Source organism: Pseudomonas sp. DWP3-1-3b3 (assembly GCF_049896305.1).
GTDB classification, from domain to species: Bacteria; Pseudomonadota; Gammaproteobacteria; order Pseudomonadales; family Pseudomonadaceae; genus Aquipseudomonas; species Aquipseudomonas azotoformans_A.
On record NZ_JAFCUA010000001.1, the window covers coordinates 12,060 to 27,182 of the forward strand.

Annotated in this window: 13 protein-coding genes and 4 tRNA genes; 4 read left to right on the forward strand and 13 right to left on the reverse strand. The window is 60.1% G+C overall.

All coding sequences use genetic code 11. The annotated features are described in order from the left end of the window. Positions 1–71 precede the first annotated feature (71 nt). From ACP7BX_RS00060 to ACP7BX_RS00085, 6 genes are all read right to left on the reverse strand, one after another. Entirely contained in the window at positions 72–2,078 is a 2,007-nt protein-coding gene (locus tag ACP7BX_RS00060; RefSeq protein WP_426132126.1) for a CocE/NonD family hydrolase, read from the reverse strand. A 27-nt stretch (positions 2,079–2,105) separates the two neighbouring features. Then, complete coding sequence (locus ACP7BX_RS00065) at positions 2,106–3,689, reverse strand: BCCT family transporter (protein WP_426132125.1); 1,584 nt, start codon at positions 3,687–3,689, stop codon at positions 2,106–2,108. Positions 3,690–3,994: 305 nt separating this feature from the next. Further along, a tRNA-Asp gene (locus ACP7BX_RS00070) sits at positions 3,995–4,071 on the reverse strand. A gap of 19 nt (positions 4,072–4,090) precedes the next feature. After that, positions 4,091–4,166: transfer RNA gene (locus ACP7BX_RS00075), tRNA-Val, on the reverse strand. A 176-nt stretch (positions 4,167–4,342) separates the two neighbouring features. Beyond that, positions 4,343–4,419: transfer RNA gene (locus ACP7BX_RS00080), tRNA-Asp, on the reverse strand. Positions 4,420–4,438: 19 nt separating this feature from the next. Next, a tRNA-Val gene (locus ACP7BX_RS00085) sits at positions 4,439–4,514 on the reverse strand. A 159-nt stretch (positions 4,515–4,673) separates the two neighbouring features. Between ACP7BX_RS00085 and rdgC the strand changes: the two genes are divergently transcribed. From rdgC to sugE, 3 genes are all read left to right on the forward strand, one after another. Beyond that, the gene (gene rdgC / locus ACP7BX_RS00090; protein ID WP_010211632.1) at positions 4,674–5,594 is read left to right on the forward strand and encodes a recombination-associated protein RdgC; all 921 of its coding nucleotides are present in this window, start codon (positions 4,674–4,676) and stop codon (positions 5,592–5,594) included. 159 nt (positions 5,595–5,753) lie between these two features. Then, on the forward strand, positions 5,754–6,719 hold the full coding sequence (locus ACP7BX_RS00095) for a bile acid:sodium symporter family protein (RefSeq protein WP_426130317.1): 966 nt from the start codon (positions 5,754–5,756) through the stop codon (positions 6,717–6,719). A 105-nt stretch (positions 6,720–6,824) separates the two neighbouring features. Continuing rightward, entirely contained in the window at positions 6,825–7,139 is a 315-nt protein-coding gene (gene sugE / locus ACP7BX_RS00100; RefSeq protein ID WP_010211634.1) for a quaternary ammonium compound efflux SMR transporter SugE, read from the forward strand. A gap of 48 nt (positions 7,140–7,187) precedes the next feature. On the opposite strand, the gene ACP7BX_RS00105 is transcribed toward sugE, so the two are convergent. The 4 genes from ACP7BX_RS00105 to ACP7BX_RS00120 form a co-directional block, all read right to left on the reverse strand. Next, on the reverse strand, positions 7,188–9,062 hold the full coding sequence (locus ACP7BX_RS00105) for an MFS transporter (RefSeq protein ID WP_426130319.1): 1,875 nt from the start codon (positions 9,060–9,062) through the stop codon (positions 7,188–7,190). A 67-nt stretch (positions 9,063–9,129) separates the two neighbouring features. Beyond that, positions 9,130–10,278 carry a TDT family transporter gene (locus ACP7BX_RS00110; RefSeq protein WP_426130321.1) on the reverse strand — a complete coding sequence of 383 codons (1,149 nt, stop codon included), beginning with the start codon at positions 10,276–10,278 and terminating at the stop codon, positions 9,130–9,132. A gap of 107 nt (positions 10,279–10,385) precedes the next feature. Beyond that, positions 10,386–10,697 (reverse strand): cupin domain-containing protein, encoded by a 312-nt coding sequence (locus tag ACP7BX_RS00115; RefSeq protein WP_033897679.1) that lies wholly within the window; start codon positions 10,695–10,697, stop codon positions 10,386–10,388. A gap of 45 nt (positions 10,698–10,742) precedes the next feature. Beyond that, complete coding sequence (locus ACP7BX_RS00120) at positions 10,743–11,936, reverse strand: MFS transporter (protein WP_426130323.1); 1,194 nt, start codon at positions 11,934–11,936, stop codon at positions 10,743–10,745. Between the two features lie 91 nt (positions 11,937–12,027). Here ACP7BX_RS00120 and ACP7BX_RS00125 point away from each other — a divergent pair, with 91 nt between their 5' ends. Further along, entirely contained in the window at positions 12,028–12,576 is a 549-nt protein-coding gene (locus ACP7BX_RS00125; protein WP_426130325.1) for a TetR/AcrR family transcriptional regulator, read from the forward strand. Between the two features lie 45 nt (positions 12,577–12,621). Here ACP7BX_RS00125 and ACP7BX_RS00130 read toward each other — a convergent pair whose 3' ends face one another. The 3 genes from ACP7BX_RS00130 to ACP7BX_RS00140 all read right to left on the reverse strand — a co-directional run bounded on the left by ACP7BX_RS00130 (position 12,622) and on the right by ACP7BX_RS00140 (position 15,082). Next, complete coding sequence (locus ACP7BX_RS00130) at positions 12,622–13,401, reverse strand: ABC transporter permease (RefSeq protein WP_012723134.1); 780 nt, start codon at positions 13,399–13,401, stop codon at positions 12,622–12,624. Beyond that, positions 13,398–14,330, reverse strand: a complete 933-nt coding sequence (locus ACP7BX_RS00135; RefSeq protein ID WP_426130327.1) for an ABC transporter ATP-binding protein — start codon at positions 14,328–14,330, stop codon at positions 13,398–13,400. Before ACP7BX_RS00135 ends, ACP7BX_RS00130 begins: the two co-directional genes overlap by 4 nt. 134 nt (positions 14,331–14,464) lie before the next feature. Then, complete coding sequence (locus ACP7BX_RS00140; protein ID WP_426130329.1) at positions 14,465–15,082, reverse strand: glutathione S-transferase family protein; 618 nt, start codon at positions 15,080–15,082, stop codon at positions 14,465–14,467. Between the last annotated feature and the right edge of the window lie 41 nt (positions 15,083–15,123).

Sequence of the window (15,123 nt, forward strand, 5' to 3'; positions counted from 1 at the left end):
TGGCAATGACGGGCCCAGGTTACCCCAGGCCCGCAGAGATCACGTTGGCGTGCATCCTGCCAGTTGCCTGCTCAGAGCGCGACCCTGGCCACGCGTTTACTCCATTGCCGACGGTGTTCCAGCTGGCCGTTTTCCCAGGCGGTCTGCTCCGCTTCGATATAGAACCACTCGGCATCGGCGTGCACGCTCAAGTGGCTTTCCACCTCCACGGTCCACTGATCACGGCCGACACGGTAGTGCCATTCGATATCGGCGCGCGTCGACAGCGGATCCCAAGGCAATGTGCGGTATTGCTCGGTGCAGCGCTGGTCCACCGACAAGCCGTGGTCGGTAAAACGCACCGAACCCAAGTCATCTTCGATTTTCACGCAGACTTCACCACTGCCCACGTCTTCGATCAACGTACGTTTCGGCGCAGCAGCACGTAGGACTTCCATCGCCACCGGCGTAGCCGACTGCGGCGCTTCGAACGGGCAGTCCACCGCCTCGCCGTTGAATATCGGCAGCTGCAGGCTTTGCAGGCTCGGTAGCAATGTCAGCGTGGTCAGCTCGCGGCTCGGCCACAGCAACGGGAAACTCGCGGTGCTAAGGGCCAGGCGCAGACGGTAGCCAGCGGGCAGGCGCATGCCGATGTGGTCAAGGTTTAACTGCACATCCATCGGTTCCCCTGGGACTACAGGCGTTACCTGGGAAAAGTCCTCACGCAGGATGAGATTAAGCACACCGTAGCTGATCTGGGTGACTTGCCCGTCCGGCGCTATCGCATTCAGCCGGGCGACCAATTGGCCACAGGCGGTGTCACTGGCCAGGCGCAACTTAAGACGTGCATCGCCAAGCAGCGCCAGCGGCTCGGTCAGCGGCGGGGAGTCGAAGCACAGCGAGTGGGCGTCATCACGGCGTTGATCCGTCGGCCCGTCAGGGCCAAACCAGATGGCGCAGTATTCGCCCTGATGCAGGCCGGTGGTCAGCGGCGAGCAGAGACTGCGCGGCGTCGCCAAAGGCTCTGATCCTGCACTCAGCCCCTGTTCACCGAGACTGAAATCGGTCCATTGCACCTGCGGATCCGGCCAACCTGCCGTTTGCACCCAGATACCCGGCCGCTCGGCATAACTGCCCTTCGGCGGCAGAATATCCTGTAGGTAAAAAGTGCAGGCTGCGTCATCCATTACCCCGTTATCGATGCCCTTGAGCCAGTGATCCCACCAGCGTTTAGCCTCTTGCAGGAAGCCGATGGCTGGGTTTGGCACGGCAAAATGCGGGTACTTGTGGATCCACGGCCCGATCACGGCTTTCTTCGGGCCCGGCAGGTTTTGCATCAGGCGCGAAACGGTGTTGCGGTAGGCATCGCCCCAGCCGCCGACGGCATACACGGCGGCCTTGATCTTTGAATAGTCCTCGCACACTGAACCATGGCGCCAGTAATCATCGCGGGTCTGGTGTTGCAGCCAGGTTTCCGCCAGCAACGGCATGGCGTCCAGGCGTTGGTGCCAGAGGTTTTTCCAGTCGTCGACCAACAGCGGGTCGGGCACCGCCGCGCTGAAGTTGAGCATGGTGGCAGCCCAGCCGAAGTTCTCCATCAACAGGTTGCCGCCCTTGTAATGGATGTCGTCGGCAAAGCGGTCATCGGTAGAGCACAGGGTGATGATCGCTTTCAACGCCTGGGGCTGGCGCGCGGCGACTTGCAGGCCGTTGAAGCCGCCCCAGGAAATACCCATCATGCCGACATTGCCGTCGCACCAGGGTTGCTGGCACAACCAGTCGATCACTTCGAGGGCGTCTTCCTGTTCCTGCAACAGGTATTCATCGGCCATCAGGCCCTGGGATTCACCGTTGCCCCGCATGTCCACCCGCACACACACATAGCCCTGCCCCGCCATCCACGGATGGGTCAGCGCGTCGCGTACGGCGGTGCCGTCGCGTTTGCGGTACGGCAGGTATTCGAGGATTGCCGGGAAGGTCTGCAAACCGGCGACTTCCGGCAACCAGATACGGGCGGCCAGTTGGGTGCCGTCCTTCAAGGGGATCAGGCAGTGCTCGATTTCGCGCACGGTGTAAGCAAATTCAGTGACGATTTCCATCAGTAACTCCTACAGCGGTTCAATCGATCAGCGGGCGAAATCCGGCACCGGGCTGGCGCCGCGCAGTTCCGTCTCGGGGGTCCGCTGAAGGCGTTTCACATCCAGCAATGCGGGGTTTTTCAACCAGAAGATCAGCGAGGTACTGGCCAGCAACACCAGGATCATGCCCGGCAGGCCGCCGAGGTTGGAGAGCATCTTCACGCCGTCGATGCCGACGAATGAGACCATCACCCAAGACACCGAGCCGATGATCACGCCCCAGACGATCTTCAACATCGGATTGCCATCCAGGTCGGAATCGGCGGTCACGCCTTTGCTGCACAGGTTGGCGATCACATCGGTGCTGGAGTCGGCGGCGGTGACAAAGGAGATGAACGCCACGAACAGCAGGAACGCGATCATCAGGCCGCTCGCCGGCAGTTGCTGGAACATCTGGTACAGCACGTGCTCCACGCCCTGCTCGTTCAGCACCCGGTTGAGGCTGCCGTCGCCCAGCGCATCGAAGTACAGGCTGGTGCCGGAGAAGATGCAGATCCACACTGCCGTGAACAACGCCGGGTACAGCATGTTGATATGGATGAATTCACGCACCGTGTAGCCGCGGCCGATCTTGCCGAGGAACAACGCGCTGACCGGCGCCCAGGCAAACCACACCGACCAGTAGAACACCGTCCAGCTGTGCGGCCAGGTGTCGCCACTGGCGGCGCCGGTGAACAGGCTGCGGCTGAAGAAGGTGTCGAGGTACACGCCGAGGGACTCAACGCCGAGGCTGAACATGTACAGGGTCGGCCCGCACAACAGCACGAACAGCCCCAGGGCCAGCATGATCCAGGTGTTGAACGAGGACAGCATCACAATGCCTTTCTGCAGGCCGCTGGCGGCCGAGGCAACAAAGGTGATGACGATGATTGCAATGATGATGGCCAGGCGGAACGGCGTGGTTTCACCGCCAATGTACTGGGCCAGGCCACCGGCCAGGGTCAACGCACCAGTGCCCAAGGACGAGGCCATGCCGGCCACCAGGGCGAACATCGCCAGGGTGTCGATCAGCCCGGCATAGCGCCGGACCCGCGCTTCGCCCAGCAACGGTTCAAGCATGGCACCGATGGAGAAGTTGCTGCGACGGTTGTAGAACACCAGCGCAAACACCAGCGAGGGCACCAGGTAGATGGCGTAGGGCGTGATGGTCCAGTGCAGGAACATCGTCGACATGGCAAAGCTCTTCGCCGCCGAACTGCCCGCCTCGATCGGCAGGCTGGTGGGCGGGCCGTACAGGTGATAAAGCGGTTCGGCGGTGGTCCAGAACAGCACGCCCACCGCCAGGGTGGTGCACAGCGCCACCATGAACCAGCGCCATTTGCTCAGCAACAGCTGGGCGTCTTCACCGCCGATACGCACCTTGCCCAGCGCGGAAAAGTAGACGATCGCAGTCAGCACCACCATGGCAAACGAGCCGGCACTGAACAGCCATGAGAAGTTCTTCAGGATCAGGTTGTTGAGCTGTTTGCTGACCGCAAGGAATGCATTCAGGTCAACGTAGCTGGCGATCACTGCCGCCAGCAGGATCAGGAACGTTGGCCAGAACACCAACGGACGCAGTGGATATTTCATAGAGAGCCATTCCCCTTGCAGACTATTTTTATGTTGGAGAGCGAGTCCCCGCAGCATCCTGCTGCCGGTAACCCGCCTGGAAGTCTTCGCGTGGCTATAGATAAACGTTTAAGCGACCGAGGGCGCAATCAACCAATGTGCATGGGGGTATTCCCCCACGTCATGACGCACCCGTACAGTTCAGGACGAATAGGCAGTGCACAACGGGAGTGCGCAAAGAGGATAAATCGCAGACGAAAAAAAGCCCGCTCAATGAGCGGGCTTCTTGGGGTGACCTGGCGTTCAGTGTTCCAGGTTACCGAATATGGCGCAGCGGACGGGACTCGAACCCGCGACCCCCGGCGTGACAGGCCGGTATTCTAACCGACTGAACTACCGCTGCGCGTAACACGTAAAACGAATGGTGGGTGATGACGGGATCGAACCGCCGACATTCTGCTTGTAAGGCAGACGCTCTCCCAGCTGAGCTAATCACCCTTCGTTTCGGTGTGGGCGCATCATACACCAAAAAATCGTAATGTCTTGATTTAAATGCAATTTATTTAAAAAAAGTTTAAATCGCGATTTTTTGCCATATTCCGGACAAAGAAAAGCCCGCTATTAAGCGGGCTTTCTGTGGTGACCTGGCGTTCAGCGTTCCAGGTAACCGAATATGGCGCAGCGGACGGGACTCGAACCCGCGACCCCCGGCGTGACAGGCCGGTATTCTAACCGACTGAACTACCGCTGCGCGTAACACATAAAACGAATGGTGGGTGATGACGGGATCGAACCGCCGACATTCTGCTTGTAAGGCAGACGCTCTCCCAGCTGAGCTAATCACCCTTCGTTTCGGTGTGGCGCGCATTCTACGGAGCGACCTTGAGTCTGGCAAGCACTTTCTTAAATCTTTTTTTTGATAGCTTCCAATGGCTTAGGCAGGGTTGGCCTGGGACGTTATCAAGAGAATAATGCCCCCCTTTGTATAAAGGAGAGACTCACCCCATGTGGTTCAAGAACCTGCTTATCTATCGCCTGACCCAAGATCTGCCTGTTGATGCCGAGGCGTTGGAAGCGGCCATGGCCACCAAACTGGCGCGCCCTTGCGCAAGCCAGGAATTGACCACTTACGGTTTCGTCGCGCCTTTTGGTAAAGGTGAAGACGCTCCCCTGGTTCACGTCAGCGGTGATTTCCTGCTGATCGCCGCGCGCAAGGAAGAACGCATCCTGCCGGGCAGCGTAGTGCGTGACGCACTGAAAGAGAAAGTCGAAGAAATCGAGGCCGAGCAAATGCGCAAGGTCTATAAGAAGGAACGCGACCAGATCAAGGATGAAATCATCCAGGCCTTCCTGCCACGCGCCTTTATCCGTCGCTCGTCGACCTTCGCCGCCATCGCGCCGAAACAGGGCCTGATCCTGGTGAACTCGGCCAGCCCGAAACGCGCCGAAGACCTGCTGTCGACCCTGCGGGAAGTGATCGGCACCCTGCCCGTTCGCCCACTCACCGTGAAAACCGCGCCCACCGCAATCATGACCGATTGGGTCACCACCCAGAAGCCGGCCGATGACTTCTTCGTCCTCGACGAATGCGAGTTGCGCGACACCCACGAAGACGGCGGCATCGTGCGTTGCAAGCGCCAGGACCTGACCGGCGAAGAGATCCAACTGCACCTGACCACCGGCAAAGTCGTGACCCAATTGTCCCTGGCCTGGCAGGACAAGCTGTCCTTCATGCTTGACGACAAAATGACCGTAAAGCGCCTGAAGTTCGAAGACCTGTTGCAAGACCAGGCGGAACAGGACGGTGGCGACGAGGCCCTGGGCCAACTGGATGCGAGCTTCACATTGATGATGCTGACGTTCGGCGACTTTATCCCGGCGCTGGTTGAAGCACTGGGCGGTGAAGAGACACCACAGGGCATTTAACGCCTTGTGAAGATCAAACTGTGGGAGCGGGCTTGCTCGCGAATGCGGTGTGCCAGTCACTGAATATGTTGACTGATCCACCGCATTCGCGAGCAAGCCCGCTCCCACATTTGGATCCGGTTTCCACTCCGACTACCTCTCTAATAAAAGGACATCCCCATGCGCGCACTCGCCGCCTTGAGCCGCTTCGTCGGCAATACCTTCGCCTACTGGGTATTGATCTTCGCCGTCGTCGCCTTCCTCGAACCCCACTGGTTCATCGGTCTGAAAAGCGCCATCGTCCCGTTGCTGGGCCTGGTGATGTTCGGCATGGGGCTGACCCTCAAACTCGATGACTTCGCCGAGGTCGCCCGCCATCCATGGCGCGTGGCCCTGGGCGTGGTCGCGCACTTTGTGATCATGCCGGGCGTGGCGTGGTTGCTCTGCCAGGCGTTCCACCTGCCGCCGGAAATCGCCGTCGGTGTGATCCTGGTCGGTTGCTGCCCGAGCGGCACCTCGTCCAACGTGATGACCTGGCTGGCCCGTGGCGACCTGGCGCTGTCGGTGGCCATCGCCGCCGTCACCACCCTCCTCGCCCCACTGCTCACCCCGGCGCTGATCTGGCTGCTGGCGTCGGCCTGGCTGCCGGTGTCGTTCATGGAATTGTTCTGGTCGATCCTGCAAGTGGTGCTGCTGCCGATCGTGCTCGGCGTACTGGCGCAACGTGTGCTCGGCGAGCGGGTGCGTCATGCGGTGGATGTGTTGCCACTGGTGTCGGTGGTGAGCATCGTGATCATCGTCGCGGCGGTGGTAGCGGCGAGCCAGGCGAAGATTGCCGAGTCGGGCCTGTTGATCATGGCGGTGGTGATGCTGCATAACAGCTTTGGTTACCTGCTGGGCTACTTCACCGGCCGCGTATTCAAGCTGCCATTGGCACAGCGCAAGTCGCTGGCGCTGGAAGTGGGCATGCAGAACTCCGGGCTGGGCGCCGCCTTGGCCAGCGCGCATTTTTCGCCATTGGCGGCGGTGCCGAGTGCGTTGTTCAGCGTCTGGCACAATATTTCCGGGGCGTTGCTGTCGACCTACTTCCGCCGCATGAGCGAAAAGGAAGACCGTCGCGTGCTGGAGAACACCCCGCAAACTTGATCAGCCGAGCACTTTTCGGCACTCTACCGAGCTGCGCGGGGACGACCCCGCGACGCTTCAAGCGGCTAATCCGGGGACGACCCCACCTAACGTTAGGAGGTCATCATGTCCTGGATCATTCTGTTTTTTGCGGGTCTGTTTGAAGTTGGCTGGGCCGTCGGCCTCAAATACACCGATGGTTTCAGCAAGCCGTTGCCCACGGCTTTGACGATTGCCGCCATGGCCGTCAGCCTCGGCCTGCTGGGGCTGGCCATGAAGGAGCTGCCGCTGGGCACGGCCTATGCCATCTGGACCGGCGTGGGCGCCGTGGGCACCGTGATTGCCGGGATCATCCTGTTTGGGGAGTCCATGGCGTTGTTCCGCTTGGCGAGTGTGGCGCTGATCATTTGTGGGCTTATTGGCCTGAAAATCTCCACATAACCCTGCCGGCGATGGCGGCCTGAAGATCGCCATCGCCAGGCCGGGCGCCTACAGAACAGTGCCGCGTAGCTGGGTGACTTTTTCCTGTAGCTGCGCGGGAGTGGCAGCTTCTACCCCTACTGGCTCCCCCGCCACCAACACCACCCGCGACCAGATGCGATGGAAGAAGCCCTTCTTCGGATCGCGACTGAAGAAACTCCCCCACAACCCCTGCAACGCCATGGGAATCACCGGCACCGCCGTCTCTTCCAGAATCCGCGTCACGCCCCCGCGAAACTCATTCATCTCGCCATCGGCGGTCAGCTTGCCCTCGGGGAAGATGCACACCAACTCACCGTCCTTCAGGTACTGCGCAATCCGCGTGAAGGCCTTTTCGTAGATCTGGATATCTTCATGACGCCCGGCAATCGGAATCGCCCCGGCGGTGCGGAAGATAAAGTTCAGCACCGGCAAACGGTAGATCTTGTAGTACGTGACAAAGCGAATCGGCCGACGCACCGCGCCGCCGATCAACAGTGCATCGACAAACGACACATGGTTGCACACCAGCAACGCCGCGCCTTCATCCGGGATCGCCTCCAGGTTGCGGTGCTCCACGCGGTACATGGAATGGCTGAGCAGCCAGATCATGAAACGCATGGTGAACTCTGGGACGATCTTGAAGATGTAGGTGTTGACCGCGATGTTGAGCAGCGATACCACCAGGAACAACTCGGGGATCGACAGCTTGGCGACACTGAGCAACAGGATCGACACGATGGCCGAGACCACCATGAACAGTGCATTGAGGATGTTGTTGGCCGCGATCACCCGCGCCCGCTCATTCTCGGCGGTACGCGACTGAATCAGCGCGTACAGCGGCACGATATAAAAGCCGCCAAACACGCCCAGGCCAAGAATATCGAACAGCACCCACCAGGCCTGGCCGTAGCTGAGCACGGTAAGCCAATCGTTGGCCTGCACGTTCTGCGGGAAGCCGCCGGAGTGCCACCACAGCAGCAGGCCAAACACGGTCAGGCCGAATGAACCGAAGGGCACCAGGCCGATTTCCACCTTACGCCCGGAGAGTTTTTCGCAGAGCATCGAGCCGAGCGCGATACCCACCGAGAACACGGTGAGGATCAGCGTCACCACGGTTTCGTCACCGTACAACCATTCCTTGGCGTAGGCCGGGATCTGCGTCAGGTAGATCGCACCGACAAACCAGAACCACGAATTACCGACGATGGAACGCGAAACGGCCGGCGTCTGCCCCAAGCCCAAACGCAAGGTGGCCCAGGATTCGCTGAAAATGTTCCAGTTCAGGCGCAAACCAGGGGTCGACGCCGCCGCCCGTGGAATGCTGCGGCTGGCCAGGTAACCCAGCACCGCCACACCGACGATCGCCACCGACACCACTGGCGCGTAATGGGTGGACGACATCATGATCCCGGCGCCAATGGTCCCGGCCAGGATCGCCAGGAACGTGCCCATCTCCACCAGGCCGTTGCCGCCCACCAGCTCATCCTCGTGCAGGGCCTGGGGCATGATCGAATACTTCACCGGCCCGAACAGCGCCGAGTGGGTGCCCATGGCAAACAGCGCCAGCAGCATCAGTTCCAGGTGATTGGTGAGGAAGCCCGTCGCCCCCACGGCCATGATCACGATCTCGCCGATCTTGATCGCGCGGATCAACGCGTCCTTGTTGAATTTCTCGCCAAACTGCCCGGCCAGGGCCGAAAACAGGAAGAACGGCAGGATAAACAGCAACGCGCACAGGTTAACCCAGATCGAGCGGTCACCGTCGATGGTGAGCTTGTAGAGAATGGCGAGGATCAGCGATTGCTTGAAGATGTTGTCGTTGAACGCGCCCAGCAACTGGGTGATGAAAAACGGCAGGAAACGCCGTGTGCGCAGCAAAGTGAATTGCGAGGGGTGGCTCATCGTCCGTGTTCCTGCGTGGCCTATTTTTTTGTAAAAGCATTCAGGCCACGACTTTACCTAATCCGGCTTACTTATTCCCTAGTCCCGCAATGCAAGGTGAAACAAAAAGCTCACCTTTATAAGCCCCCTGCACCGTGCGCTTGGCCACGATCCGCCACATCAGCGCCAATGCCACCACCAGCACACTGCCGAATACGCTGAAGAAACCCAGGTGCAACAGGCTCGCCAGCTTCAATGTGGCCAGGGCGTACACACCCAATGGGAAGGTAAAGCCCCACCACCCCAGGTTGAACGGAATACCGGCGCGCAGGTATCGCAAGGTGATCAAGACCGCGATCAGCATCCACCACAGGCCGAAGCCCCACAGGGTAATGCCCGCCACCAGCCCAAGGCCGTTGGCCATTTCGCCGACACCCGGCAAACCATTGGCCGCGAAAATCGCCGGCGCATCGCCCCCCAGCAACAGCATGCCCAGCGCCCCGGTGCCAATGGGGCCCAACGCCAGCCAGCTCGACGCGGCCATATTGGCATGCGGCAGTTTATGCAGGGCCATGCGCAGCATCAGGATAGTGAGGATGCTGAACGCCACCGGCAGGGAAAACGCCCACAGCACGTAGCTGGTCACCAGCATCACCAGTTGCGAATGAGCATCTGCCAGGTGTGGTGCAAGCAGGCCACCGCTGGCGGCGGCGACTTCGGCAGCCACCACCGGCAATAGCCAGACGGCGGTCATCTGGTCGATGCTGTGTTCCTGGCGGGTGAACATCATGAACGGGATCAGCACACCGCAGGCCAGGGCCATGGCCACATCCAGCCACCATAGCGCTTCAGCCAGAGGGATCACGTCGCTGCCCCAACGCGGCAGGCCGAACAACAGCAGGCCATTGAGAATGGTCGCCAGCCCCATGGGAATTGTGCCGAAGAACATCGACACCGTGGAGTGTCCGAAAATTCGCCGCGCCTCATGGAAAAACATCACCCAACGGGCCGCGTACAACACGCTGAACAGCACAAACAGGCCGATGGTGAACAACCACAGCGCTTCGGCAATCGCGTGCAAGCCAGGCAAATTGAACGGCAGTTGCGCCAACGCCAACGCAAGCACGCCGGTGCCCATGGTGGCGGCAAACCAGTTCGGGGTGAACTGGCGGATCACTTCCCGTGGACGGGTCAAGTGACTGAAGGGTTTGTAGCTGATGGTATTCGAGCAGGTCATGATGGCAATCCTCTTCCTCGTTTGAGGTTGAGACCATGGTAGAACCAGATCGAATATCTATATAACGGGTAATATCTCTAACTGTTATCTGTTTTACCAATATAGCGTCAAACACTGCCTTCGCTTTCGATCACCAGGATGCGCGCCGGGCCCTGAGGGTGAGCCACGTGCTCGGTGCCGACGCTGGCGTAGAAGATGTCGCCGACGCCCAGTTCCGCCACCTGTTCGAAGCCATTGTCGCGATAGTGCATCTGCACCCGGCCATCCAGCACCACAAACACTTCTTCACCGTCATTGATGTGCCAGCGGTACGGCTGGTCGGTCCAGTGCAGGCGCGTAGTGATGCCGTTCATGTTGGCGATATCCAGCGCCTCCCAGGCCCGGCTGCCGGTGAAGTCCTTGCTGCGGATGATCTTCATGCTTGCCTCTCGGTCAGGCGAATACAAGGCACCGATTATTACCCATCAGCCGCCCGTCGTCGCCCTGGCCCGTGCCGAATCCTGCATCAGCAGACCGACCAGCGCCCCCAGGGCCAACAGGATCAGCACCGCGCCGTAGCCATCCGTGGTCACGATCAAGCCATACACGTGGCTCAAGTTACCCGCCAGCAGCGCCGGCAGGCAGAACGCCAGGTAGCTCAGCACGTAGAAAGCCGACATCAATCCAGCCCGTTCGTGAGGCAACGCCAGGCCCACAATGCTGCGGACACTGCCCATGAATCCGCCGCCAAAGCCGAACCCCGCGATCACACTGGCGACAAAAAACAGCGTCAGGCTGGCGCTTTGCACCGCGACGAGCAGCAACGCCACGCCCAACGCCAACAGCACGGCCGACAGGCGCATGACCTTGTCCGCCGGGCGATCCCGCAGGCTGTAGATCATCACCGCACCACTCAAGGTGACCACGGCCACCAACCCGCCGCCGATCAGGTGCGAGGTCGAGCCGGTCGCCGCCCGCACCAGCGAAGGTGCCAGGGAGGAAAAGAACCCACCGAGCGCCCACACGGCCACATTCAACGGCATCGCCAGCCACAGGGCCCGGCGTGCCTGTTCGGGCACGTGCAGGGTCGGTGCCAGGGATTTCAACGCCCCCGGAATCCGACTGACCGTTTCCGGCAAACGCCATACATACAGTGCCTGCACCACCATCAAGGCAAGCATCGCCAGATAAATCAGCTGGGTAGGCCGAGGCGCGTACTCCACCAGCAAGCCACTGCCCAGGCCACCACTGGCCATGCCCAACAAAGGCGCCAGGCTGTTGAGCATGGGGCCACGCAAGCGGTCGGTATCGAGCAGCGTCGCGCTCAGCACCGCCGTGGCCATGCCGGTCGCAAAGCCTTGCAACGCGCGGGCGGCGATGAGGTACGCGGTGCTGTCGGCGTTGATAAACAGCAGCATCGCCAGAATATTCAGCAGCAATGCCGTGAAGATCACCGGCTTGCGTCCCAGGTGATCCGACAGCGAACCCACGGTCAGCAACGCCGCCAGCAAGCTCACCGCGTACACGCCAAAGATCACCGTAAGCATTGCCGCCGAAAAGTGCAGATTGTCCTGATACACCTGATACAGCGGCGTCGGCGCGCTGGACGCGGCGAGGAAGGTCAACACCGTGATCACCAGGAAGGCCAGGTTGGCACGGTGTGAAGGAGTACTGGACATGGGCACGCTCCGCTAAAGCTAATATTTTGCTTTTGCCGAGTGTGCTACTGGAAAGCGCTTAAAGCAAATTCTTTGTGTTAAGGTTTTAGGCATGGCGATTAAAGAAGGCCTTCGCCCGGGAGGCCGCAGTGCCCGGGTCCAAGAATCAGTGCATAACGCCGCGCGCGAACTGCTGGAAGCCCATGAGCGCTCCAGCGTGACCGTGCCGATGATTGCTGCACGCGCGGGCGTCACGCCCTCCACCATCTACCGACGCTGGGGCGACCTCGCTGCCCTGCTCGCCGATGTGGCGTTGGAGCGCCTGCGCCCGGACAGCGAGCCGGCCAACACCGGTAGCCTGCGCGGTGACCTGCGCGCCTGGGGCGAACAATACTTGGATGAAATGAGCTCCGACCTGGGCCGCAACATGATGCGCGACGTGCAGTGCAGTCATCCCAGGGACTACTGCAGCCACATTCTGATGGGCCAGTTGCAGGTCATCCTCGACCGCTATCAGGGCAGCGTCGAGGTGTTGCCAAGCCTGGATCGCCTGCTGAACCTGATCACGGCCCCCACGGTGTATCGCAGCCTGTTTTCCAGCGCACCGTTGCCGGTTGAAGAGCTGCATGAACTGATCGATCTGGCCCTGCTCGGCACCTAAAAAAAACGGCCTCAATTGAGGCCGTTTTTTATTGCGGGTCAGCGCTTACGTACGCATCCCGCGCCCACTCACCAGCAGCTTCGCGCAGCCGATATACAGCACCACCGTCGCCACCAGCATGAAGGTGATCGCCACGCTGATCTTGATGTCCGACACCCCCAGAATGCCGTAGCGGAAGGCGTTGACCATGTGCAGCACCGGGTTGGCCAGCGACACGGTCTGCCAGAACGGCGGCAGCAGGGTAATGGAGTAGAACACCCCGCCCAGGTAGGTCAACGGCGTCAGCACAAAGGTCGGGATGATCGAAATATCATCGAAGTTGCGTGCAAACACAGCGTTGATGAAGCCCAGCAGCGAGAAGATCGTCGCCGTCAGCACCACCACCAGAATGGTGACCCCCAGGTGATGCACCTGCAGGTGGGTGAAGAACAGCGAGAGCAGGGTCACGATCACGCCCACCATCAAGCCACGCAGCACACCACCCAGAGTGTAGCCGATCAGGATGGTGTGGGGCGACACCGGCGACACCATCAGTTCTTCGATGGAGCGCTGGAACTTGCTGCCGAAGAAACTGGAGACCACGTTGCCGTAGGAGTTGGTGATCACCGACATCATGATCAGGCCCGGCACGATGTACTCCATGTAGGTGAAGCCACCCATGTCGCCAATCTGGCGGCCAATCAGGTTACCGAAGATCACGAAGTACAGGACCATGGTGATCGCCGGCGGCAGCAAGGTCTGCGGCCAGATCCGGGTAAAGCGCTTCACTTCACGATAGACGATGGTTTGCAGCGCGACGAGGTTGGGTTGCAGTTCGGAACTCATACCGCCACCTTCGCCAGATTTTTCTCCACCAGGGACACGAACAACTCCTCAAGGCGATTGGTTTTGTTACGCAGGCTCAGCACTTCGATGTTCTGGGTCGCCAACTGCGTGAACAGCGCGGTGATGCCCATGGCCTTGTCTACCTGCACTTCCAGGGTATGGCTGTCTACCAGGCGGCTTGGGTAACCGAGCAGTTGCGGCGGCGTCGACAGGTTGTTTTTCAGGTCGAGCAAGAAGGTTTCCACATGCAACTGGCCCAGCAGATTACGCATGCTGGTGTTCTCGACAATGGTGCCGTGGTCGATGATGCCGATGTTGCGGCACAGCTGCTCAGCCTCTTCCAGGTAGTGGGTGGTGAGGATGATTGTGATGCCCTTCTCGTTCAGCTCGGTGAGAAAGGTCCACATCGAGCGACGCAGTTCGATGTCCACCCCGGCGGTGGGCTCGTCGAGGATCAGCAGGCGCGGCTCATGCACCAGTGCGCGCGCGATCATCAGGCGGCGCTTCATGCCACCGGACAGCGAACGCGAAGGCACATCGCGCTTGTCCCACAGGCCCAGTTGGGTCAGGTACTGCTCGGCGCGTTCCTTGGCGACTTTCGCCGGGATGCCGTAATAGCCGGCCTGGGTCACGACGATGTCGAAGGTCTTTTCGAACTGGTTGAAGTTGAATTCCTGGGGCACCACGCCGATGGAACGCTTGAGCGCCGCCGGGGATTTGTCCAGGTCATGGCCAAAGATATTCACCGTGCCGCTGGTCTTGTTGACCAGCGTGGAGAGGATACCGATGGTGGTGGATTTGCCGGCGCCGTTGGGGCCGAGCAAGGCGAAGAAGTCACCTTCGGCAACGTCCAGATCGATACCACTCAGGGCCTGGAAACCGTTGCCGTAGGTTTTGGTTAGCTGCCGGATGGACAGAGCGGAACTCATATCGGATTACGCACCAAAGAAGGGAATAGAAAGAGTAGATGAGGGCGCAGCCCAGGTAGTTCAACGGCGGCGCATGACAAGCATGGTGCTTGCCCGCGCCGCACAAGTACAGTCACCCGTATTAATAGTGGGTATTAAGTCAACGCAGTCATGACCGCTTTGCGGTAGGCCGGACGTTGTTGCAGGCGCGCATACCAGGCCTCTAGATGGGGCATCGCAGGCCGTTCGATGGGCATTTCGAACCAGGCGTAGATAAAGCTGCCCAGGGGAATATCGCCCATGCCGATCTCGTTGCCCGACAGGTACGGCTGTGTAGCCAGCGCTTCATCAACGGTCTTGAGCACTTCGATACAGGCCTGGCGACCGGCGTGGATGTTGTCCCAGTTCTGTTTGTCCGCCGGGGTGCGCAGCACGCCCCAGAACACAATCTTGAACGGTTCGGCGAAAGTCGACGTGGTCCAATCCATCCACTTTTCCGCGTTGGCGCGGGCTTTCACCTCGGTCGGATACCAGCTGGAGGCCTGCTTGGCGCAGAGGTAGCGCACGATGGTATTGGACTCCCACAACACGAAGTCGCCGTCTTCGATCATCGGCACCCGGCCGTTGGGGTTCAATGCCCGATATTGCGGCGTGTCGACCACACCAAAAGCCCCGCCCGCATCAATTGCTTCATAGTCCAGGCCGAGTTCCTCGGCGCACCACAGTGCCTTCCTGACGTTTGATGAATTTTTACGACCCCAGATTTTCAGCATGACCGCGCCTTTCTTGTGGATGAACATGGCTGGATGAAGGC